Origin of the sequence: Micromonospora sp. WMMD812, assembly GCF_027497215.1 — a bacterium.
Lineage (GTDB): Bacteria > Actinomycetota > Actinomycetes > Mycobacteriales > Micromonosporaceae > Micromonospora.
On sequence record NZ_CP114904.1, the window covers coordinates 5,824,721 to 5,846,781 of the forward strand.

Sequence of the window (22,061 nt, forward strand, 5' to 3'; positions counted from 1 at the left end):
CGGAACCATGGAGAGCGTCCCGGCCGCCGGCGCCGTCTCGGTGCGCCGCAGCCGGGACGTACCCATGCTGGTCGAGCGGGCCCGCGCGGGGGACCCCCGCGCGGTGGCCCGCCTGATCACCCTGGTGGAGAACGGCGACGAGGCGCTGCGGGAGGTCGCCGCGGCGCTCGCGCCGTACGCCGGTCAGGCCCAGGTGGTCGGGCTGACCGGTTCGCCCGGGGTGGGCAAGTCGACCACCACCAACGAGCTCGTCCGGGCGCTGCGGGCGCGGGGCCACCGGGTCGGCGTGCTGGCGGTCGACCCGTCCAGCCCGTTCACCGGCGGCGCGATCCTCGGCGACCGGGTTCGGATGCAGGACCACGCCACCGACCCGGGCGTCTACATCCGCTCGATGTCCAGCCGCGGTCACCTCGGCGGGCTGGCCGCCGCCACCCCGCAGGCGGTCCGGGTGCTGGAGGGCGCCGGCTGCGACGTGGTGCTGGTGGAGACCGTCGGCGTCGGGCAGGCCGAGGTCGAGGTGGCCTCGCTGGCCGACACCACGCTGGTGCTGCTCGCTCCCGGGATGGGCGACGCGATCCAGGCGGTCAAGGCCGGCATCCTGGAGATCGCCGACGTGTTCGTGGTCAACAAGGCCGACCGGGACGGCGCCGACGCCACCCACCGCGACATCCAGGGCATGATCGCGCTGGGCGAGCGCGGCCCGGGGGAGTGGCGACCGCAGGTGGTGCGCGCGGTCGCCGCCCGGGGCGAGGGGATCGACGACATCGCCGCCGCCATCGACAAGCACCGTGGCTGGCTGGTCGAGCACGGCGAGCTGCGGCGCCGGCAGGAGGCGCGGGCCGCCGCCGAGGTCGAGGCCATCGCGCTGGGCGTGCTCCGCGACCGGATGGGCTCGCTGCGCGACGGTACGGAGCTGCCGTCGCTCGCCGCGAAGGTGGCCGAGGGGGCGATCGACCCGTACGCGGCCGCCGACCAGCTGCTCGACCAGCTCGGGAGCTGACCGGTCCACTGCGGACCCACCCGTCTTAGTACGCTCGCACCGCCCCGGGAACCCCCGTGGGGCGTACGACGGATGGGGAGATCATGGCTGAGGACGCGACGCAGGAGCAGTCGGTGACACCGGGTCCGGCGACGGGCGGGACGACGTCCGTCGACGACGACGTGCTGGAGAAGATCGCGGTGGCCGCCGCCCGGTCGGTGCCCGGCGTGACCGACCTGGGTGGGGACGCGGCGCGGATGCTCAACTCGGTGCTCGACCGGGTTGGCCTCGACAAGGTCGGCGACGCCACGCGGGGCGCCTCGGCGAAGGTGGTGAACGGCGGCGCGGTGATCAACCTGGTCATCGTGATCGAGGCCGGCCGCACGGTGCCGGAGGTGACCGAGGCGGTCCGGGTGAAGGTGACCGAGGCGGTCGAGGCGTATGGGCTGCGGGTGGACCAGGTCAACATCCGGGTCGACGACGTCGCGCTCGGTGAGCCGACCGCACCCACGGCCTGACCTGGTTACCCGCGGGTACGAACATCCTTAGCGATCGTTCAGGCAGGGGCTCTACACTCGACGTGCAGTCGAGCTCGAGGAGGAGCCCCGCCCATGAACGCCGACGAGATCGCCGCCGGACGGGCCCGCTGGCAGGCCCGGTACGACGCCGCGCGCAAGCGGGACGCGGACTTCACCACGCTCTCCGGGATGCCCGTGGACCCGGTCTACGGGCCGCCCGAGGGGGTGGCGTACCCGGGCTTCGAGCGGATCGGCTGGCCGGGTGAGTACCCGTACACCCGGGGGCTGTACCCGACCGGCTACCGCGGGCGGACCTGGACCATCCGGCAGTTCGCCGGCTTCGGCAACGCTCGGCAGACCAACGAGCGCTACAAGATGATCCTCGGCGCCGGCGGCGGCGGCCTCTCGGTGGCCTTCGACATGCCCACCCTGATGGGGCGGGACTCGGACGACCCGCAGTCGCTCGGCGAGGTGGGCCACTGCGGCGTCGCGGTGGACACCGCCGCCGACATGGAGGTGCTCTTCGGCGGCATCGACCTGGCGGGGGTCACCACCTCCATGACCATCTCCGGCCCGGCCGTGCCGGTCTTCTGCATGTACCTGGTCGCCGCCGAGCGGCAGGGCGCCGACCTGTCCACCCTCGACGGGACGCTCCAGACGGACATCTTCAAGGAGTACATCGCGCAGAAGGAGTGGCTCTTCGACCCGGAGCCGCACCTGCGCCTGATCGGCGACCTCATGGAGTACTGCGCCCGGGAGATCCCGCGCTACAAGCCGCTGTCCGTCTCCGGCTACCACATCCGCGAGGCCGGTTCGACCGCCGCGCAGGAGCTGGCGTACACCCTGGCGGACGGCTTCGGGTACGTGGAGCTGGGCCTCTCGCGCGGGCTGGACGTGAACGTCTTCGCGCCGGGTCTGAGCTTCTTCTTCGACTCGCACGTCGACTTCTTCGAGGAGATCGCCAAGTTCCGGGCCGCCCGCCGGATCTGGGCCCGGTGGCTGCGCGACGTTTACGGCGCCACCAGCGAGAAGGCGCTCTGGCTGCGGTTCCACACCCAGACCGCCGGGGTGTCGCTGACCGCCCAGCAGCCGGTGAACAACGTGGTCCGCACCGCCGTCGAGGCGCTCGCCGCGGTGCTCGGCGGAACCAACTCGCTGCACACGAACGCGCTGGACGAGACTCTCGCGCTGCCCACCGACGAGTCCGCCGAGATCGCCCTGCGTACCCAGCAGGTGCTGATGGAGGAGACCGGCGTGGTGAACGTGGCCGACCCGCTCGGCGGCTCCTGGTACGTCGAGGCGCTCACCGACAAGATCGAGGCCGAGGCGGAGGAGATCTTCGCCCGGATCCGCCAGCTCGGCGGCGAGGGCCCGCACCAGATCGGCCCGATGACCTCCGGGATCCTGCGCGGCATCGAGGACGGCTGGTTCACCGGCCACATCGCCGAGTCGGCGTTCGTCTACCAGCAGGCCCTGGAGAAGGGCGACAAGAAGATTGTCGGGGTCAACTGCCACACCGGCACGGTCGCCAAGGACCTGGAGATCCTGCGCATCTCGCACGAGGTGGAGCTGGAGCAGCGCCGGGTGCTGGCCGAGCGGAAGTCCGGCCGGGACGACGCCGCCGTCAAGGCGGCGGTGACCCGCATGGTCGAGGTCAGCCGGACCGGCGAGAACATGATCCCGTCGATGCTCGACGCCGTCCGCGCCGAGGCCAGCCTCGGCGAGATCTGCGACGCGCTCCGCGCCGAATGGGGCACCTACCGCGAACCCGCCCGCTTCTAACCCCGCCCGCCCCGCCCGAACCCCCGCGATCTTGCACTTGGTGCCCCGGCATATGCCGCAGATGCCGCATGTCGAGGGCCGAAAGTGCAAGATCGCGGGGGTCGGGCGGGTGGGGCGTTCGCGGGGTGGCGGCGGGGGTGGTGAGCAGGGTGAGAACTGCAACTGTCGCCGTCGCGTTGATCTGAGTTCGGCGGGGTCCGTGCGAGACTAGGTAACCATGAGCGACCCACGGATCACCTCGTCGATCTTCACCCGCGGCGCGGTCGACCTCAGCGCGCTGCGCACCCCTGCCCCGACCCCGACACCGGCCCAGTCCGGTCCGCCAGCCGGAGCCCCCGGCGGCGCCGTCGGTGCCGTCACCGTCATCGACGTGACCGAGGCGACCTTCCAGTCGGAGGTGCTGGAACGGTCGCTGACGACCCCGGTCGTCATCGACTTCTGGGCCGAGTGGTGCGAGCCGTGCAAGCAGCTCTCGCCGGTGCTGGAGCGGCTGGCCGTCGAGGGGGGCGGCGCGTGGGTGCTCGCCAAGATCGACGTGGACGCCAACCCGCGGATCGCCCAGATGTTCCGGGTGCAGGGCATCCCGATGGTCTACGCGGTGATCGGTGGTCAGCCGGTCGACGCCTTCTCGGGTATGGTGCCCGAGGCGCAGCTGCGGCAGTGGATCCAGGCGGTCCTCAAGGCCGGCGGCGTGACCGTCGCCGAATCGACCGACCCGCGCCTCGACGAGGCCGACGACGCCCTGATGAGCGGCGACCTCGACGTCGCCGAGCGGGCGTACCGGAAGATCCTGGCGGACTCGCCGGCCGACGCCGCCGCGGAGGCCGGTCTGGCCCAGGTCGGCCTGGCCCGCCGGGTCGCCGGAGCCGACCCGCAGGCGGCGCTCGCCGCGGCGGAGGCCAACCCCGACGACGTCGACGCCCAACTGCTCGCCGCCGACATCGAGGTGCTCAGCGGGCTGGCCGATCAGGCCTACCGGCGTCTGGTGGGCGTGGTCCGCCGCACCGCCGGAGACGAGCGGGAGAAGGTACGCCAGCACCTGGTGGGCCTCTTCACCATGGCCGCCCCGGAGGATCCCGCGGTTGCCGCGGCCCGCCGGTCCCTGGCCAGCGCCCTGTTCTGAGCAGCGGAACGGCTTCGAACACGTAACACGCCAGCGCGGGCCGGCGTACCGGCCGGCCCGCCCAACCACCGAGGACGGGAGCCCATGATGCGCCGGATCGCCGTCCTCGACGCGCCGACAAACCTGGGCCTGCGCCCACCCACGCCCAGCTCGGTCCCCGGCTGCGCCAAGGCGCCGGGCGCGCTGCGCGACCACGACCTGCTGGCCCGGCTGCGGGCCCGGGACGCCGGCTGCCTCACCGCGCCCCGCTACGACCCGGGCGACTGGCGGCCCGGCGACGGGGTCTGCCACGCCCGGGAGATCGCCGACTACTCGGTGGCGCTCGCCGAGCGGATCGGCTCGATCATCGACCGGGGTGAGTTCCCGCTGGTGCTCGGGGGCGACTGCTCCGTCCTGCTCGGCTCGGCACTGGCCATGCACCGCCTCGGCGAGGCGGTCGGCGGCCGGATCGGGCTGGTGTTCGTCGACGGTCACTCCGACTTCCGGCACCCGGGCAACGCCTCCTACGTCGGCGCCGCCGCCGGGGAGGACCTCGCCCTGGTCACCGGCCGGGGGCAGGCCGACCTCGCGGCGATCGAGGGGCGGCGGCCGTACTTCCGGGACATCGACGTGGTGGTGCTCGGCATCCGGGCCCAGGACGAATACCGGCTCGACCTCCAGGCGGCCGGGATCATCACCCGGCCGGTGCCGGCGCTGCGCGCCGAAGGCGCCGCCCGGACCGCCCAGTGGGCGCACGAGCAGCTCGCCGACTGCGCCGGCTACTGGGTGCACATCGACGTGGACGTGCTCGACCCGGCGGTGCTGCCGGCGGTGGACGCCCCCGACCCCGGGGGCATCGCCTTCGCCGAGTTGGAGATCCTGCTCGCCGGGCTGGTCGACACCCCGCACTGCCTCGGTGTGGAGCTGACCGTCTTCGACCCCGACTACGATCCCGACGGCGCGTACGCGGCAGAGATCGTCAACACCGTGGTGGCCGGCCTGGCGCCGGTGACCGCTCCGGAGGCCGTACCACCCCGGCTGCTCCCCGGCCCGTCCGCCCCGCCGCCCACGCCCGCCCCGCGTCGCGGCAACGGCCGCCCGGCCGTCCCCCCGATCGCCGAACCGGCCACCATCGCGGGCCCGCCCGCGGCGGCCGGTCCGCTCGGCCCGGCGGGTTCGACCGGCGCGGTGGGTGTGTTGGGTCCGGCAGCGGTCCCCGGGCCGGCGGCTCCGGTGGAGGCGCTCGGGCTGGAGCCGGTCGGACCGCCCGCCTCGGCCGGTCCGGGCCGTCTGCGCCGGTCTCCGGTTTCGTCCGAGGAGGCCGAGCCGGGCCGTCTTCGCCGCCCGGCGGTCCCGTCGGAGGAGGCCGAGCCGGGCCGTCTTCGCCGGTCGTCGGTCCCGTCGGAGGCGGCCGAGCCGGAGACGACGCTCCCGCCGCCGGACGAAGACACCCCCCGCTCCGCAGCCGGCTTCGCCTGAGCCAGCCGGTCCGACCGGCCCGGCCCGCACTCCGGCGCGGTGATCAAGAGGTTTGGGTCGGAACCCGGGTGCCCGGTGACGCAAACCTCTTGATCACCCGAGCCGGCCGGCCGCCGGGAGGCGCCGACCGACTGGCGGGGGGATGGGGTGTGGGTGAGCGGGAGTGTGGGAGGAGGGGGGTCAGCGGGGGAGGGCGCGGAGGAAGCGCTCGGCGATCGGGACGGCGGAGGCGGTGCTCGAGCCGCCCTGCTCGACGAAGACAGCGAACGCGACGTCGCCCTGCCAGCCCACGAACCAGGCGTGGGTGTGCGCGGGGTTGTTGTCGTACTCGGCGGTGCCGGTCTTGCCGTACACCGGCTGGCCCGGCACGTCCTTCAGCGCGTCGCCGGTGCCGGCGGTGACGACCTCGCGCATCATGGCCCGGACCGCCTCGACCGACTCCGGCCTGAGCTGGGGGCCGGCCGCCGCCGGCTTGGCCGGGGCCGGGTCCAGCAGCAGCTTCGGCTGCTCGAAGCGCCCGCGGGCGACGGCCGCGGTGGCGCCGGCCATCGCCAGCGGGCTGACCACGGTGGTGCCCTGCCCGAACGCCGCGGCGGCCTGCTCGGCCCCGGACCCGTTCACCGAGACCTTTCCGCTGAAGGCGTCGACGCCCAGGTCCCACTGCCCCTCCAACCCCAGCGAGCGGCCGGCGACGGCCAGCCCGTCGCCGCCCAGCTTCGGTGCCAGGGCGGCGAAGGCGGTGTTGCAGGACTTGGCGAAGTCGGTGCGGAACGGTACGCGGCCGAGTGCGAAGTTGTCGGAGTTCTTGAACGACCGGCCCTCCACCTCGAAGGTCTTCGGGCAGTCGACCGGCGCGTCCGGCGTCACCGCGCCCTTGTCGAGCAGGCCGAGCGCACTCACCATCTTGAACGTCGAGCCGGGCGGCACCTGGGCGGTGAACGCCAGGTTCTCGCCGGCTGGTCCGGGCCCGTTCGCCGCGGCGAGCACCGCGCCGTCGCTGATCCGTACCGCCACCACGGCGGCCCGCCGCCGCTCGGCGCGCAGCGCCGCGTCAGCCGCGTTCTGCGTGGCGACGTCGAGGGTGGTCTTCAGCGCCTGCCCGGGCTCGGGGTCGCGGTGGAACACCTCGGTGCCGGTCGGTACCAGCTTGCCGTCCTCGCCGGGGCGTTCGATGATCACGGTGAGGCCGGGCTTGCCGCGCAGCCGGTCGTCGTAGCGGCCCTGCAGACCGCCGTGGCCGACCAGATCGCCGGCGACGTACTTGTCCGGGTGGGCGGTCAGGTCGTCGGCCTGGGCCGGGTCGACCGAGCCGAGCAGCGCCCGGGCGAACTCCCGGGTGGGTGCCAGGTCCAGCTTCTCGGACTGGAACTTGGTGCCCGGCAGGTCGTAGATGCGCGGCTTGATCTGCCGATACGCATCCTCGCGCAGCGTCACCACCTCGACGAACGCGCCCGGGTCGGCCTCGGCGAGCCGCTTGGGCAGGTCGGAGAGGTCGACCGAGGGCACCAGCGCCGGGCGGATCGCGCGGAAGGCGGCGTCGAGCTTGCCGACCAGGTCCTTCACGTCGGGCACCTGGTTCGGCTGGATACCCACCCGCACCACCGGCCGCGGCGCCACGATCGGCTGGCCCGCGCCGTCCAGCACCCCGGCCCGGGCACCGGCGTCCCGACGCAGCCCCAGCCGATCACCCTTGGTGAGCTTCTCCTGTACGACCTGCGGTTCCCAGATCACCTGCCACTGGTCGTCGCCGCCCCGGGTCATCCGCACCTGCCGGTCGTACGTCCAGCGGGTGTCGCCCGGCAGGGTCCACTCCACCCGGATGCCGGCGGTGGCGGTGTCGGCGGTGATCTTCGGATCGCCCTGCCGGGTCAGCTTGGGCGGGGTCGACGCCAGCTCGCCGGAGAGATCCTTGAGCTGCTGGGTGATCTCGGCCGCCGGGATCTTGGCACCCGTGGCGTCGACGAAGCCGACCGCCTGGAGGTCGCCCTTCTGCCAACCGGTCAGGAACGCGTCGACGCTGCGCTCGGGGCCGTCACTGTCCGAGCACGCGCTGAGGCTGCCCGCGGCGAGCGCGGTCGCGGTGAGGGCGACGAGCGCGCGGCGCAGGTGGGAGTGACCGGTGCGGTGTGGGTACGACAGGTGCATGAAGCGGGTCCCCTCCGATCTTGAAGCTGCCCTGAACGGTAGTACGCGAACGCTGTCCCCGGCGTCCCCTGATGGGGGGCGACGTGCGAAAAGACGGACCCGCGACAGTGTGATGAACATCGCGCTGCGGGGTACACGCCAAGCGGCCAACCTCGGACCCGCAACGGGTGAAAGGACAGAGTCCCGATCCGGACGTCCGGCCGGTGGTCCGCCGAGGAAGGGGCAGGGCGGCAGGGCCTAGGCTGGGCGGGAGAGTGACCCACAACGCGGTGGGTCGAGGGGAGTGGCACCGATGGACCGGCGTCCGGCGATCAAACCGGAACCCGACCTCCGGCAGGTTGACACCGGCCGGGACGACGACAGCTTCGATTCGGCGACCGACGGGGACGGCTACGGCCGGCTCGACACGGGGGTGACCGGGTTGACCGGTTCGAGCATCGACACCATCTACGATCTCGGCCTGCCCGCGGAGGCGTTGGCCGACGACGTGGAGGACGCCGAACTCGACGAACCGGTACCCAACGCGGAGCGCCTGGTGGCCCAGGCCGTCGCGCTCGCCGGGGACGACCACGACGCGGCGACCCTGGTCGGCCGCTTCTGGCGGTTCGCCCCGGACGAGGAGCTGATCGGCTTCACGGCCGAGGAGATGCTCGACGCGGCCCGCGCCCACCGGGACCTCGCCCAGCAGCGGGTGCCGGGCGAGCTGAAGCTGCGCATCCACGAGCCGGACGCGGAGCAGCACCACAGCGTGATCGAGATCGTCACCGACGACATGCCGTTCCTGGTCGACTCGGTGACCGCGCTGCTCAACTCGTACCACCTGGACGTGCACCTGCTCGTCCACCCGCTGCTGGTGGTGCGCCGGGAGCCGCTCGGCCGGCTGACCGAGGTGGCGGCGGACGTCGAGCCGGACGACGCGATCGCCGGCGACCTGGTGGAGAGCTGGATGCGGATCGAGATCGATCCGGTCCGCGACGCCGCCGAACGGGACCGGCTCCGCCGCGAACTCCAGCGCGTCCTCACCGACGTGCGTGAGGCGGTCGAGGACTGGCCGAAGATGCGCCAGCGCGCCCTCGCCTTCGCCGACGAGCTCGCCGCCGCGCGGACGAGCGACAACCGCCCCCCGGTGCCCGAGAAGGACATCACCGACTCGGTCGAGCTGCTCCGCTGGCTGGCCCAGGACCACTTCACGTTCCTCGGCTACCGCGAGTACCGGCTGGTCGACAACCCGGAGGGCGGCCCGGCGCTGGAGGCGGTGCTCGGCACCGGGCTGGGCATCCTCCGGCAGGACTCGCCGGAGGCTCGGGCGCTGTCGTCGATGACCCCCGAGGCGCACGAGAAGGTGCTGGAGAAGCGCCTCTTGATCATCACCAAGGCCAACTCGCGGGCCACCGTGCACCGCTCGGCGTACCTGGACTACATCGGCTTCAAGGTGTTCAACGAGGCCGGCGAGGTGGTCGGGGAGCGGCGCTTCCTGGGTCTGTTCTCCACCGCCGCGTACCGCACCAGCGTGCGGGAGCTGCCGGTGGTCCGCCGCAAGGTCGCCGAGGTGCTGGACCGCTCCGGCCTGAGCATGCGCAGCCACTCCGGCAAGGATCTGCTCCAGATCCTGGAGACCTATCCGCGCGACGAGCTGTTCCAGATCAAGACCGACGACCTGTACCACGCGGTGATCGGCGTGCTGCGCATGGCCGGTCGGCGGCAGCTGCGTGTCTTCCTGCGCAGGGACGCGTACGGGAGGTTCATCTCCTGCCTGATCTACCTGCCGCGGGACCGGTTCACCACGCAGAACCGGCTGCGCATGCAGGACATCCTGCTGCGCGAGCTGAACGGGGTCGGGGTGGACTACACCACCCGCGTCACCGAGTCGATGCTCGCCCGGGTCCACTTCATCGTCCGCACCGACCCGACCAAGCCGCCGGGCGACATCGACGCCGACCTGCTCGCCGAGGAGCTGGCCGACGCGACCCGGCTGTGGGACGACGACTACCGCCTGGTGTTGGAACGCAAGCTCGGTGACGAGCAGGCCAAGCACCTGTTCTCCCGGTACGCCGACGCGTTCCCGGAGGGCTACAAGGACGGGCACACGCCGTACGAGGCGATGAAGGACCTGGCCAAGCTGGAGCTGCTGGAGGAGCCGGGCCAGCTGGAGATGCACCTGTTCCGCAAGCAGCTCGCACCCCGGCCGGGCGCCCGGGCGCCGGGCGCGGACCTGGACGAGACGATGGACGTCCGTTTCAAGGTCTACCGGTACGGCGAGCCGATGATGCTCTCCGCCGTGCTGCCGGTGCTGCACTCGCTCGGCGTACGGGTGGTCGACGAGCACCCGTACGAGGTGGACCGGATCGACGGCCGGATCTGGCTGTACGACTTCGGCCTGCACCTGCCGGAGGGGCACCAGGAACTGGCCGAGGTGCGCCCGCACGTGGAGAACGCCTTCGCGGCGGCGTGGCGGGGCGAGGCCGAGGTGGACGGCTACAACGAGCTGGTGCTGCGCGCCGGCTTGACGTGGCGCCAGGTGGTGGTGATCCGGGCCTACGCGAAGTACCTGCGGCAGGCGGGCACGGTCTTCTCCCAGGACTACATGGAGCAGACCTTCATCGCCTACCCGCGCATCGCCGAGCTGCTGGTCCAGCTCTTCGAGACGCGGTTCGCACCCGGCGAGGCCGACACCGCCCAGCGGCAGCGGCGCAGCGCGGAGCTGGTGGAGACCATCCGTACGGAGCTGGACGACGTGGCCAGCCTCGACCAGGACCGGATCCTGCGCTCGTACCTGACGCTGATCCAGGCCACCCTGCGGACCAGCTTCTACCAGCGGCGTTCCGACGGGCGACCCAAGTCGTACGTGGCGTTCAAGCTCGACCCGCAGGCCATCCCCGACCTGCCGGCGCCGCGTCCGAAGTTCGAGATCTTCGTCTACTCGCCCCGGTTCGAGGGCGTGCACCTGCGGTTCGGGCCGGTGGCCCGGGGCGGGCTGCGCTGGTCCGACCGGCGGGAGGACTTCCGCACCGAGGTGCTCGGCCTGGTCAAGGCGCAGATGGTGAAGAACACCGTCATCGTGCCGGTGGGCGCCAAGGGTGGCTTCGTGCTGAAGCAGAAGCCGGGGGACCGGGACGAGGCGGTGGTCTGCTACAAGGAGTTCGTCTCGGCGTTGCTCGACGTCACGGACAACATCGTCGGCGGGCAGATCGTGCCGCCGGACGACGTGGTGCGGCACGACTCGGACGACCCGTACATGGTGGTCGCGGCGGACAAGGGCACGGCCACGTTCTCCGACATCGCCAACGAGATCTCCACGGCGCACAACTTCTGGCTCGGTGACGCGTTCGCGTCCGGCGGCTCCGCCGGATACGACCACAAGAAGATGGGCATCACCGCCCGAGGCGCCTGGGAGTCGGTCAAGCGGCACTTCCGGGAGCTGGGGCACGACACCCAGACCGAGGACTTCACCGTGGTCGGGGTCGGGGACATGTCCGGCGACGTCTTCGGCAACGGCATGCTGCTCTCCGAGCACATCCGGCTGGTGGCCGCCTTCGACCACCGGCACATCTTCCTCGACCCGGCCCCGGACGCGGCCACCTCGTACGCCGAGCGCAAGCGGCTGTTCGAGATGTCCCGGTCGTCCTGGGAGGACTACAACCCGGAGCTGATCTCGGCCGGGGGCGGCGTCTACCCGCGTACCGCCAAGTCCATCGCCATCACGCCGCAGGTCCGCGCGGCGCTCGGCCTGGACGACGACGCCACCCAGCTCTCCCCGCAGGAGCTGATGCGGGCGATCCTGACCGCACCGGTGGACCTGTTCTGGAACGGCGGCATCGGCACGTACGTCAAGGCGTCCAGCCAGACCAACGCCGAGGTGGGCGACAAGTCCAACGACGCGATCCGGGTGGACGGCAAGAGCCTGCGCTGCCGGGTCGTCGGCGAGGGCGGCAACCTGGGCTTCACCCAGCTCGGCCGGATCGAGTACGCGTTGACCGGTGGTCGGATCTACACCGACTTCATCGACAACGCGGCCGGGGTGGACACCTCGGACCACGAGGTGAACATCAAGATCCTGCTGAACACCGCGGTCGGCGACGGCGAGCTGACCACGGCGGACCGGGACGAGCTGCTGGCCGATATGACCGAAGAGGTCGCCGAGCTGGTGCTGCGGGACAACTACGACCAGGCCCGGGCGATCAACAACGCCCAGGCCCAGGCCGCCTCGCTGCTCCCGGTGCACCGGCGGATGATCAACGAGCTGGAGCGCTCTGGCGCGCTGGACCGCTCGCTGGAGGCACTGCCGCCGGACGAGGAGCTGGCCGTACGGATCGAGTCCGGACTGACCGCGCCGGAGTTCGCGGTGCTGCTCGCGTACGTCAAGATCGTGCTGGAGCGGGACATCCTGGCCGAGGGGCTGGCCGACGAGGAGTGGACGACCGACGTTCTGGTCAACTACTTCCCGACCCCGATGCGCGAGCGCTTCGCCGATCGGATGTCGCGGCACCGGCTGCGCCGGGACATCGTCACCACGGTCCTCGTGAACGAGGCGATCAACCGGGGTGGCATCTCGTTCGTGTTCCGGGTGACGGAGGAGACGGCCGCCTCCGCGGCGGACGTGCTCCGGGCGTACGTGGTGGTCCGCGAGGTGTTCGGGCTGCGCGAGCTGTGGGACGCGGTGGAGGCGCTGGACAACAAGGTCTCGCCCGAGCTGCAGACCAGCGTCTACCTGGACACCCGACGGCTGCTGGACCGGGCGGTGCGGTGGCTGGTGACCAACCGCCGCTCGCCGATCGACGTGCCGGCGGAGATCAACCGGCTGCGGAACGGGGTGGCCCGGCTGCTGCCGGGGCTGGAGAACCTCTTCTTCGGCAGCGAGCGCGAGGCCATCACGGCGCACATCGACTCGATGGTCGAGCGGGGGCTGCCGCGTGAGCTGGCGGAGCAGGCGACCCGGTTGATGTACAGCTTCGGCCTGCTCGACGTCGTGGAGACCGCGGCCAGCAGCGGCCGGGACGTCGGCGAGGTGGCGTCGGTCTACTTCGTCCTCTCCGACCTGTTCCGGGTCGACGCGCTGCTGTCGAAGATCTCCCTGCTGCCGCGGGAGGACCGGTGGCAGACGCTGGCGCGGATGGCGCTCCGCTACGACCTCTACGCCGCGCTGGCGGCGCTCACCGCGGAGGTGCTCGGCTCCACGCCGGACAGCCAGCCGCCGCAGGAGCGGGTACACCAGTGGGAGCAGTCGAACGCCACCTCCATCCACCGCGCGCAGCGGGCGATGGGCGAGTTCGACGAGTCCCGCGCGGACCTCGCCGCGCTGTCGGTGCTGCTGCGCCAGATCCGCACGCTGGTGCGGACCTCCGCCGCGGCCTGACCAGGAAGCCGGACGCGGTCCGGCCGGTCGGTGACCCCGACCGGCCGGACCGTTCCGCTTCATTTCAGTCGATCGGGCCTGCTCAGTCGACCAGGCTGGCGAAGACGATGATGTTGTTCAGGTAGCTGCGCGCGTTCTGGTCGAACTGACCGCCGCAGGTGACCACCCGAAGGCCGGGCCGATCGCTCGGCCCGTACACCAGCTCGGTGGGGAACGACGTCTTCGGGTAGGACCTGACCGAGTCGACCCGGAAGGTGACCGGCCTGCCGTCCGCCCGGTTCACCGTCACGGTGTCCCCGGGCTGCACGGCGCCGAGGTCGAAGAAGACCGCGGGCCCGAGCTTGGCGGAGTCCACGTGCCCGACGACGACCGCGTTGCCGACCTCGCCCGGGCTCGGTCCCGGCTCGTACCAGCCGGCGAGCTGGGCCTGGTCGAGCGGGGGCACCTGGATGGTGCCGTCGGGGTTGGTGCCGAGCGGCATGATCTTCGCATCGACCCCGATCCGGGGGATCGTGATGGTGGTGGGCGCGGAGCGGGGAAGCGCGCTCCGGGGAGGTTCGGTGGGGGCGGACGCGCCCTCGCCCGGCTGGTCCGCCTCGTCCGGCCCGGTGCGCTCGGGAGCGGTCTGGGCCAGCGGCTGCGGCGGGCGGGGTGCGGGCCGGGGCTTCATGCCGGCACCGATCATCGCGGCGCCGGTCATCGCGACCAGGAGGAGGACGACGGCGGCGCCGGCGGCGCGCCACGGTTTCCCGTGACGGCCGCCGGCCCGTGTCGTCGTCCGGTCAGACGAGGGACTCATCGGTCCGCCGGCGACGCATCAGCACGATCCCGCCCAGCGCGGCGGCGCCCAGCAGGCTCGCCCCACCGGCGGCCAGGCCGCGGTCGGTGCCGGTGGCGCCACCGTCACCACCGTCGACCCCGCCCCGCGGCACCACGACCAGGGTGCCCTCGCCGCACGAGCCCTTGAGCTCGTACTTGCCCGGCTTGGCGTGCTTGTCGACCTTGGCCTCGCCGTAGTAGAGGAAGTCACGCTTGTGCTCCCACCGGTCCTCGTCCTTGCCGTGGTCGGACTTGTCGTCCTCCCGGCCGTTCTCGCGGTCCTTCGAGTCCCACGAGCCGTTCTCCTCGTGGTCGGACTTGTCTTCGTCCTTCTTGCCGTCGTCCTTCTTGTCGCCCTTGTCGTCGCCGCGATCCTGGCCGTGCTCGTAGCCGTTCCAGTCCTTGCGGTCCTCGTCCTTGCCGTCGGCCGCGGCGGCGCCGGCACCGTAGCCGCCGTTGGCCTCGTCGTTGCCGTTCTCGTGGTCCTTGCCGTTCTCGTCCTTGCCGTTCTCGTCCTTGCCGTTCTCGTCCTTGCCGTTGTGGTCCTTGCCGTTCTCGTCCTTGCCGTTGTGGTCCTTGCCGTTCTCGTCCTTGCCGTTGTGGTCCTTGCCGTTGTCGTCCTTGCCGTGCTCGTCCTTGCCGTCCCGGCCGTAGGAGTCCTCCTCCCCGCCGCGCCAGTCGTCCCGCTTGTCGCCGTGGTCGTCCTTCACCGGCTTGAGCTCGACCTTGCCGGTGACCTTCGACCAGACGAAGGCGTGCTCCTGCTTCTCGGAGCAGATCTCGAGAAGCTTGACCTCCTCGCCGGCCTTCACGACGTGGGGCTTGGCCAGGACCTTGCCGTCCTTGTCCTTGCCGTCGTGGTGTCCGTCCGCGAACGCGATCCCCGGCGCGAACACCAGGAGGGACGCGCCCCCGAGGGCGGCGCCCGCGACGACCTTCCCGAGCATCTTCTTAGCCATGACCTGCGTCACTCCATCCCTGTTGTCTTGAACTCGGCGACACCCGAGCTAACGCCGACGTTAGACCGTTTCACGAGCTATGAAGGGAAACATTCGTGTTTATACGTCTGTCGGAGTTAAGCCCGATAAGGGTGGTATGCCGTGTTCAGGGCTGGATGGTGGTGTTTCCGCCCGGTGGCCGGGTCCGGGGCCCGTCCGCGCCGCCGGCCCCGTTCTCGCACGGGGGAGGCGCCGAGGGATGCCACGGAAGCGCTCCCACGCGATAGCCGACAGGGCTGGTGACCATCCAGGTCACCGTGGCGAACGCGGGTCCGCCGGGCTGGGGCGGCACCGCCCGGCCCAACCCCGGCCCGGGCGCGACGACCAGCGTGGACACCTACGTCAACGGGGGACGCGTCGACCGCCGATCCACGCCGGCAACAGGTGCGACCAGTCTGGCGCGGGACCGGGTGAGCGACTCAAGGCCGCCCCGGAGTCGGGCATCGACGCGTACGTCCGGGTGAAGGCCCCGGGCGAGTCAGACGGCTCGAGCCGCCTCATCGAGAACGACGAGGGCGAGGGCTTCGACCGGATGGAACGCCTACCCGCCGCTGTACGGGTGCCGCCTGCCGGCCGCCGGCGGCAGGTGAGGCACTCCGGCGGCGGGTGTCCCGGGTCCCTGACCCGACCGCTCCCCGGTCGGGTCAGGGACCCCCTCGCGAGTACGGGTCACGGCACGGTTCGCTCCACCGCTGCCTGGCCCAGCTCGGCCAGGTCCCGGCGGGCTCGCTCGATGTTCTCCGGCGTGAGGTCCTGACCGCGCGCCATCACCAGGTCCTCCGGGTCCCAGGGCTGCTCGGCACCGGTGCGGATGTTGTCCCCGCCCGCGCCGGTCCCGGTCCCGGTGGCGCCGGTCCCGGCTGCGTACGGGTCGCCGAGCAGATCGTCGGTCGGCGCGCCCCGGTCGGCGCGATCACCCGGTTCGGCGAAGGCCGGGTTGTCCCGGTCGGCGCCGCCCCCGGTCATCAGCTGCGGGACGGTGCTGTCGTCGTCCACCGCCGCGGCCATCTCCGGGCTCTCCTCCAGCGGTGGTTGGCGGTCGCGATCGGTCATGCTGCTGCCCTCCTGTCCCCAGGCGCGTTACCTGACCCCTTCCCGCGTACCCCGTGCGGCGGCCCTCATGCCCGCGTCAGCGGTCGGTCGCGCTGCCGGAGCCCGGCGGACCGATCACGCCCCGCTCCTCGGGGCTGGCCGGTGGCTCGGCCGGGCGCAGCCACTGCCAGAGCAGCATCAGCAGGCCGAAGCCGAGCATCGCCAGGCCGGCCCAGAGGTTGATCCGGACGCCCTCCGCCTTGTCGATCTCGGCCTGGCTGTCGAACACCCCGATCAGCGTGACGATGATCCCGTACACCGCGAAGAGCCCACCGATCACCCGGCGGATGTCGAACAGGCGTGCGGCGGCGGAGCGACGCTGCTCCGACTCGGCCCCGGTGATCAGCGGGTCGCGGGCCGGCTCGCTGCGGTTGTCCATCTCGCGAACACCTTTCCTAGAAGACCGGGATGTAGAAGAGGATGGCGAGCGCCACGGCGATCACGCCGAGCAGGACGGGGGAGCGGTACCAGGCCCGGTCACCGGCGAGAACGTCGGCCTTCAGGTCTATGCCGCCGGTGCCGTAGACCAGCCCGCGGAGATCCTCGTCGCGCTTGGGCGCGGTCAGCGGGGTGAGGATCGCGGCGACCACGGCCACCGTGACGAACGCGATGCCGGCGCCCCAGAAGCTCTCCTCCAGGTCGGAGTTGAAGTGGATCACCCCGCCCTTGTAGAGCAGGTAGGTGGCGAGGGCGGCCAGGGTGCCGAGCAGCAGGGACCAGAACCCGGCCAGGGCACTCATCCGCTTCCAGAACATGCCGATGATGAACGTGGCGAACAGCGGCGCGTTGAACAGCGAGAACAGTGCCTGGATGTAGTTCATGATGTTGCTGAAGCCGGCCGCGATGAAGGCCGTGCCGATGCCGATCACCACGGCGGCGATGGTGGCGTAGCGGCCGATCCGGATGTAGTAGTCGTCCGGCCGGTCCCGGCGGACGTACGCCTGCCAGATGTCGTACGTGAACACGGTGTTGAAGCCGCTCACGTTCGCCGCCATGCCGGCCATGAACGAGGCGAGCAGACCGGTCACCGCGACCCCGAGCACGCCGTTGGGGAGCAGGTCCCGCATCAGCAGCGGAATGGCGTTGTTGTACTGCAGGTCGCCGCTCGGCGCGCCGAGCCCCTGCACGGTCACCAGCGCCACCAGGCCCGGGATCACGGTGACCGCGGGGATCAGCAGCTTCGGGTATGCGGCGATGATCGGCGTACGCCGGGCGGCGCTCATGTTCTTCGCCGACAGCGCCCGCTGCACCTCCGCGAAGTTGGTCGTCCAGTAGCCGAACGACAGCACGAAGCCCAGGCCGAAGACGATGCCGATCCAGTGCGCGCCGAGCGGGTTGGCGGTGGTGGTCGTGTCCTGCCACGCGTGCAGCCCCGCCTCGCCGAGCTTCGACTCGCGCACCGCGTCCATCAACCCGGAGACGCCGCCGACCTTCACCAGGCCGATCACGGTGACCGGGATCAGGCCGGCCAGGATCACGAAGAACTGGAGCACCTCGTTGTAGATCGCGCCGGAGAGACCGCCGATGGTGATGTAGGCCAGCACGATCGCCGCGCCGACCACGATCGCCACCCAGAGCGGCCAGCCGAGCAGCGCCTGCATCACCAGGGCCAGCGCGTACAGGTTGACGCCGGCGATGAGCACCTGGGCGATCGCGAAGCTGATCGCGTTCAGCAGGTGGGTCGGTCGGTTGAACCGCAGCCGCAGGTACTCGGGGACGCTGCGGACCTTCGAGCCGTAGTAGAAGGGCATCATCACGATGCCGAGGAAGACCATCGCCGGCACGGCGCCGATCCAGTAGTAGTGGACCGTCATGATGCCGTACTGGGCGCCGTTCGCGGCCATGCCGATGATCTCCAGCGCGCCGAGGTTCGCCGACACGAAGGCCAGGCCGGTCACCCACGCCGGCAGCGAACGACCGGAGAGGAAGAAGTCGACGCTGGTGCGGATCGCGCGCCGGGCGGCGAAGCCGACGCCGAGGACGGTGACGAAGTAGAGCGCCAGGAGGACGTAGTCCAGGGCGTTCATGTCCAGCCGAAGTCCGCCGCCGTCCATCCCGTCACCTTTCGTCCCGCCGTCCCGTGTCCGTTGGTGCGCGCGCCCTATTACCCCGAACGCGAAATTCCACGCCTGTCCCCGGCCGGGGGCGGACATGGGTGGGCGCCCCCGCCGACCGGCCGGGGCGCCCACGGGACCAGTTCAGCGGCCGAGCACCCGGTCCAGGAAGTCCCGGTACCGGCGGACCGCCATCCGCAGCTCCTCGGTGTCGGCCGAGCCCGCCCCCTGCCAGCCGCCGAGCGCGGTCCGTTGCGCCGCCAGCGCGGCGGAGAGCGCCTCCATGGCCTCCTCGACCAGCGCCTGGGCGTCGCCGGCCGCGGCTCGCGGGTCGTCCACGAAGCGGAGCTGGACGTCCCGCCAGCGGTCCCGGAAGCCCTGCGCGGTGTCGGCGTCGAAGAGGAACACCGGCTCGGCCGCCACGGTCGAACCGGCCGGTCGAGAGGTCCCCGCCGCCGCCAGGTCGCCGGCCGCGCCCGTGGTGGCCGCACCGGTCGCCCCGGCGATCGCGGGGTCGGCGTCCGGCGACACCGCGTCCGGGTCGACCATCCGGGGCGCGGGGCTGCCGTAGGCGGCCGGGCTTCCGACGCCCGCGTCGCGATCGCCACCCGGTCCGGTCAGGTCACCGCGGCGTTCCGGGTCGCCCTCGGTGGCGCCGGGCGGCACGACGGTACGGCCGGCCGGCCCCGACCCGGCCCGGTTGTCCTCGCCCCAGCCCAGCTCGGCGGTCGGGTCGGCCCGCAGTCCTTCCCGCTCGCCCTCTTCGGCGCCGTCGCCCGGGCGGGCGGTCCATTCCTCCCGGGGGTCCGGCTCGTCCTCGGGACGGGGGCTGGCCAGGGCGGACGCGGCGACCGCCCCGCCGACGGTGGGAGCGCCCAGGGCGGTCGGCGTCGGCCCGGGGTCGTGGAAGCCGCCCTCGTCGGCGTCCCGCGACGCGGTCCGGACGACCCGCCCGTCGTCGTCCCGGTCCGCGTCGGTCCGGCCGGCGTCGGTGGGCTCCCCGGCGACCTCGGGATCGTCGAAGGTGCCCCGGTCGTCCAGCGCGTCCTCCGGTACGTCCGACCGGGCGCCCCGGTCGCCGGCGGGCGGCACCGGTACCGGCGCCGACCCGACGGCCTCGGGGTGGTCCTTGCTCACCTGCTGCTCTTCCTGGCGCATGGCGATGGCCTCCTCAGCGGCTCGTGACGTCGTGGGGCGTGTCCGGGTGGCGCTGCTCCCGGGGTGCGTCCGGTCGGGCCTGCCCGTCGGCCGCGTCCGGGTGGGCGTGCTCGGCCGAGGCCGGGGCGCGGTCCTGGTCGTGGGACGTGTCCGGGTGGGCCGGCTCCTCGCTCGGGTCCGCTTGGCGCTGCTCCGGCGGCCGGTGCCCGACCGGGTCCTCGCCGAGCAGGTCGGCGAAGAGCGCCCGGTAGTGCACGACGGCCTGGCGCAGCTCCTCGGTGTCGGCCTCGCCCCGGCTGTTGCGCAGGTGGATCTCGTGGGCGTCCCGGTAGTGGGTCAACGTGCGGGCGTGCTCGACGGAGAGATGGGCGATCTGGTCCGAGAAGTCCCCGGTGGGGTAGCCCCGTTCGGCGACGAGGCGGGTGACCAGTTCGTCGGCGTCGCCCACGGTCTCCGCGGGGGAGTCGACGAAGCGGACCTGAAGCTCCTCCCAGGCGGCGGCGTAGCGGGCCCGGGACTCCGGGTCGAGGGGGGTGAGTGTGAGTTCGGCGTGCCGGCGTTCCCGGTCGCGCAGCTCCCGCTCGGCGGCCGCGCGGCTGTCCCGCTCGGCGACCGTCCGGTCGTACTCCGGCCCGAACCGGCTGCGCAGCGACCGGCGGCGGGCCAGCGTCCACCCGGCGACGGCCAGCGCCGCGACCACCAGTACGACGAGAACGATGACGACTATCTGCGTGGGCGACATGGCTCCTCCTTCGCCACCGGTATTCCCTCGGGTCGCTGATCGCCAATCCCGATCCGGGGCACTTTCCTGCGCGATCCACGCGGGGCGGTCGAGGTGAGTGTCGGGAGTACGGGGCCAGTCCCGCCAAAATTTGACTCATTCCAGAGAACGCGCTTGGGTGGGTGAGGTGATGCCGGTCGGGTCCGACCGCCGCCGGACGGCCCGCGTGGTGTTCGGCGGGTGGGCGCCCGACTGCCACGAGCGACGCGTTCAGGAGGAGAGCGATGAGCGACCCCCAGGCCAGCAAGCCGGTCCTGACGACTCGTCAGGGCCATCCCGTGCACAACAACCAGCAGCAGCGGACGGTCGGCTCGCGCGGTCCGGCGACGCTGGAGAACTACCACTTCCTGGAGAAGATCAGCCATTTCGACCGGGAGCGGATCCCGGAGCGGGTGGTGCACGCCCGCGGCTTCGTCGCGCACGGCGAGTTCGAGGCGTACGGGACGATCGGCGCCGAGCCGGCGTCCACCTACACCCGGGCGCGGCTCTTCCAGGCCAAGGGCCGGAAGACGCCGGTGAGCGTCCGCTTCTCCACCGTCATCGGCGGCCGGGACTCCTCCGAGGCGACCCGCGACCCGCGCGGCTTCGCGGTCAAGTTCCGCACCGAGGACGGCAACTGGGACCTGGTCGGCAACAACCTGCCGGTCTTCTTCATCCGGGACGCGATCAAGTTCCCGGACGTGATCCACGCGCTGAAGCCGGACCCGGTGACCTTCCGCCAGGAGCCGAACCGGATCTTCGACTTCATGTCGAACACGCCGGAGTCGATGCACATGCTGACCTGGCTGTTCAGCCCGCGCGGCATCCCGGCGAACTACCGCACCCAGGACGGCTTCGGGGTGAACACCTACCGGATGGTGAACGTGGCCGGTGAGGGCGTGCTGGTCAAGTACCACTGGAAGTCGCAGCAGGGCATCGAGTCGCTGACCGAGGAGCAGGCCGCCGCGATCCAGGCCACCGAGCTGGGCCATGCCTCCAAGGACCTCTACGAGGCGATCGAGCGCGGCGAGTACCCGCGGTGGGAGCTCAACGTCCAGATCATGAGCGACGACGAGCACCCCGAGCTGGACTTCGACCCGCTGGACGACACCAAGACCTGGCCGGAGGACGTCTTCCCGCTCCGCCCGGTCGGCATGATGACGCTCAACCGCAACGTCACCAACTTCCACAACGAGAACGAGCAGATCGCGTTCGGCACCGGCGTGCTGGTCGACGGCCTGGACTTCTCCGACGACAAGATGCTGGTCGGCCGCACCTTCTCCTACTCGGACACGCAGCGCTACCGGGTCGGCCCGAACTACCTCCAGCTGCCGATCAACGCGCCGCGCGAGGACGTCCGGGTCAGCACGAACCAGGACGGCGGCCAGATGTCGTACCAGGTGGACGACCGGGGTGGCAATCCGCACATCAACTTCGAGCCGTCCTCGGTGGCCGGCCTCCGGGAGGCCGACGAGTCCTACCGGGAGTACCGCCCGTTCGTCTCGGGCCGGATCATGCGCGCGCCGTTCGAGCGGCAGAACAACTACGCCCAGGCCGGCGAGCGGTTCCGCACCATGCCCGAGTGGGAGCGTGACGACCTGGTGACGAACATGATCAACCTGCTCGGCCAGTGTGACAAGCACATCCAGGAGAAGATGGTCTGGCACTTCAGCCAGTGCGACGAGCAGTACGGCCGGCGGGTCGCCGAGGGGCTCGGCATCGCCGTCAACGCCTGATCGACCCGTTCCGTGCGCCCCGTCGGTCAGCGCCGGCGGGGCGCACGGCGTGTGGTGGGCTCCACACCGGAGCGTCGTGGTAGTCG

At 71.9% G+C, this 22,061-nt stretch carries 14 protein-coding genes and 2 pseudogenes; 8 read left to right on the plus strand and 8 right to left on the minus strand.

Annotated elements, in window-relative coordinates; all coding sequences use genetic code 11:
- Positions 1–7 precede the first annotated feature (7 nt).
- The 5 genes and pseudogenes from meaB to O7603_RS26990 all read left to right on the plus strand — a co-directional run.
- Positions 8–1,000: a methylmalonyl Co-A mutase-associated GTPase MeaB gene (gene meaB, locus O7603_RS26970; RefSeq protein ID WP_281572543.1), complete on the plus strand. Its 993-nt coding sequence runs from the start codon at positions 8–10 to the stop codon at positions 998–1,000.
- Positions 1,001–1,083: 83 nt separating this feature from the next.
- On the plus strand, positions 1,084–1,497 hold the full coding sequence (locus O7603_RS26975) for an Asp23/Gls24 family envelope stress response protein (RefSeq protein ID WP_281572544.1): 414 nt from the start codon (positions 1,084–1,086) through the stop codon (positions 1,495–1,497).
- A gap of 93 nt (positions 1,498–1,590) precedes the next feature.
- Entirely contained in the window at positions 1,591–3,279 is a 1,689-nt protein-coding gene (locus O7603_RS26980; protein WP_281572545.1) for a methylmalonyl-CoA mutase family protein, read from the plus strand.
- A 217-nt stretch (positions 3,280–3,496) separates the two neighbouring features.
- Complete coding sequence (locus O7603_RS26985) at positions 3,497–4,402, plus strand: tetratricopeptide repeat protein (RefSeq protein ID WP_281572546.1); 906 nt, start codon at positions 3,497–3,499, stop codon at positions 4,400–4,402.
- A gap of 84 nt (positions 4,403–4,486) precedes the next feature.
- Positions 4,487–5,467, plus strand: a pseudogene (locus O7603_RS26990) (arginase family protein); the annotation flags it as partial.
- A gap of 573 nt (positions 5,468–6,040) precedes the next feature.
- Here the strand turns inward: O7603_RS26990 and O7603_RS26995 are convergent.
- The gene (locus O7603_RS26995; RefSeq protein ID WP_281572547.1) at positions 6,041–8,005 is read right to left on the minus strand and encodes a penicillin-binding transpeptidase domain-containing protein; all 1,965 of its coding nucleotides are present in this window, start codon (positions 8,003–8,005) and stop codon (positions 6,041–6,043) included.
- A gap of 292 nt (positions 8,006–8,297) precedes the next feature.
- Here O7603_RS26995 and O7603_RS27000 point away from each other — a divergent pair, with 292 nt between their 5' ends.
- On the plus strand, positions 8,298–13,358 hold the full coding sequence (locus O7603_RS27000; protein ID WP_281572548.1) for an NAD-glutamate dehydrogenase: 5,061 nt from the start codon (positions 8,298–8,300) through the stop codon (positions 13,356–13,358).
- An 82-nt stretch (positions 13,359–13,440) separates the two neighbouring features.
- Here the strand turns inward: O7603_RS27000 and O7603_RS27005 are convergent, their stop codons facing one another.
- Complete coding sequence (locus tag O7603_RS27005; protein WP_281572549.1) at positions 13,441–14,157, minus strand: class F sortase; 717 nt, start codon at positions 14,155–14,157, stop codon at positions 13,441–13,443.
- On the minus strand, positions 14,141–15,136 hold the full coding sequence (locus O7603_RS27010) for a hypothetical protein (RefSeq protein WP_281572550.1): 996 nt from the start codon (positions 15,134–15,136) through the stop codon (positions 14,141–14,143). Before O7603_RS27010 ends, O7603_RS27005 begins: the two co-directional genes overlap by 17 nt.
- A gap of 317 nt (positions 15,137–15,453) precedes the next feature.
- Between O7603_RS27010 and O7603_RS27015 the strand changes: the two are divergent.
- A pseudogene (locus O7603_RS27015) lies at positions 15,454–15,710 on the plus strand (glycoside hydrolase family 6 protein); the annotation flags it as partial.
- 134 nt (positions 15,711–15,844) lie between these two features.
- Here O7603_RS27015 and O7603_RS27020 read toward each other — a convergent pair.
- The 5 genes from O7603_RS27020 to O7603_RS27040 form a co-directional block, all read right to left on the minus strand.
- The gene (locus O7603_RS27020; RefSeq protein WP_281572551.1) at positions 15,845–16,228 is read right to left on the minus strand and encodes a hypothetical protein; all 384 of its coding nucleotides are present in this window, start codon (positions 16,226–16,228) and stop codon (positions 15,845–15,847) included.
- Positions 16,229–16,304: 76 nt separating this feature from the next.
- Positions 16,305–16,646 carry a hypothetical protein gene (locus O7603_RS27025; protein WP_281572552.1) on the minus strand — a complete coding sequence of 114 codons (342 nt, stop codon included), beginning with the start codon at positions 16,644–16,646 and terminating at the stop codon, positions 16,305–16,307.
- Positions 16,647–16,662: 16 nt separating this feature from the next.
- The gene (locus O7603_RS27030; RefSeq protein ID WP_281572553.1) at positions 16,663–18,321 is read right to left on the minus strand and encodes a sodium:solute symporter family protein; all 1,659 of its coding nucleotides are present in this window, start codon (positions 18,319–18,321) and stop codon (positions 16,663–16,665) included.
- Between the two features lie 144 nt (positions 18,322–18,465).
- The gene (locus O7603_RS27035) at positions 18,466–19,479 is read right to left on the minus strand and encodes a hypothetical protein (RefSeq protein ID WP_281572554.1); all 1,014 of its coding nucleotides are present in this window, start codon (positions 19,477–19,479) and stop codon (positions 18,466–18,468) included.
- A gap of 13 nt (positions 19,480–19,492) precedes the next feature.
- Positions 19,493–20,221 carry a hypothetical protein gene (locus O7603_RS27040; RefSeq protein ID WP_281572555.1) on the minus strand — a complete coding sequence of 243 codons (729 nt, stop codon included), beginning with the start codon at positions 20,219–20,221 and terminating at the stop codon, positions 19,493–19,495.
- Between the two features lie 263 nt (positions 20,222–20,484).
- Here O7603_RS27040 and O7603_RS27045 point away from each other — a divergent pair, with 263 nt between their 5' ends.
- A complete protein-coding gene (locus O7603_RS27045; protein WP_281572556.1) occupies positions 20,485–21,975 on the plus strand; it encodes a catalase in 1,491 nt (496 codons plus the stop codon).
- The last annotated feature ends 86 nt before the right edge of the window (positions 21,976–22,061 follow it).

What these genes read in the sequence shown, in the direction of transcription:
- meaB (WP_281572543.1), top strand. Translation starts at nt 8, where the DNA reads ATGGAGAGCGTCCCGGCCGCCGGCGCCGTCTCGGTGCGCCGCAGCCGG.
- O7603_RS26975 (WP_281572544.1), top strand. Translation starts at nt 1,084, where the DNA reads ATGGCTGAGGACGCGACGCAGGAGCAGTCGGTGACACCGGGTCCGGCG.
- O7603_RS26980 (WP_281572545.1), top strand. Translation starts at nt 1,591, where the DNA reads ATGAACGCCGACGAGATCGCCGCCGGACGGGCCCGCTGGCAGGCCCGG.
- O7603_RS26985 (WP_281572546.1), top strand. Translation starts at nt 3,497, where the DNA reads ATGAGCGACCCACGGATCACCTCGTCGATCTTCACCCGCGGCGCGGTC.
- O7603_RS26995 (WP_281572547.1), bottom strand. Translation starts at nt 8,005, where the DNA reads ATGCACCTGTCGTACCCACACCGCACCGGTCACTCCCACCTGCGCCGC.
- O7603_RS27000 (WP_281572548.1), top strand. Translation starts at nt 8,298, where the DNA reads ATGGACCGGCGTCCGGCGATCAAACCGGAACCCGACCTCCGGCAGGTT.
- O7603_RS27005 (WP_281572549.1), bottom strand. Translation starts at nt 14,157, where the DNA reads ATGAGTCCCTCGTCTGACCGGACGACGACACGGGCCGGCGGCCGTCAC.
- O7603_RS27010 (WP_281572550.1), bottom strand. Translation starts at nt 15,136, where the DNA reads ATGGCTAAGAAGATGCTCGGGAAGGTCGTCGCGGGCGCCGCCCTCGGG.
- O7603_RS27020 (WP_281572551.1), bottom strand. Translation starts at nt 16,228, where the DNA reads ATGACCGATCGCGACCGCCAACCACCGCTGGAGGAGAGCCCGGAGATG.
- O7603_RS27025 (WP_281572552.1), bottom strand. Translation starts at nt 16,646, where the DNA reads ATGGACAACCGCAGCGAGCCGGCCCGCGACCCGCTGATCACCGGGGCC.
- O7603_RS27030 (WP_281572553.1), bottom strand. Translation starts at nt 18,321, where the DNA reads ATGGACGGCGGCGGACTTCGGCTGGACATGAACGCCCTGGACTACGTC.
- O7603_RS27035 (WP_281572554.1), bottom strand. Translation starts at nt 19,479, where the DNA reads ATGCGCCAGGAAGAGCAGCAGGTGAGCAAGGACCACCCCGAGGCCGTC.
- O7603_RS27040 (WP_281572555.1), bottom strand. Translation starts at nt 20,221, where the DNA reads ATGTCGCCCACGCAGATAGTCGTCATCGTTCTCGTCGTACTGGTGGTC.
- O7603_RS27045 (WP_281572556.1), top strand. Translation starts at nt 20,485, where the DNA reads ATGAGCGACCCCCAGGCCAGCAAGCCGGTCCTGACGACTCGTCAGGGC.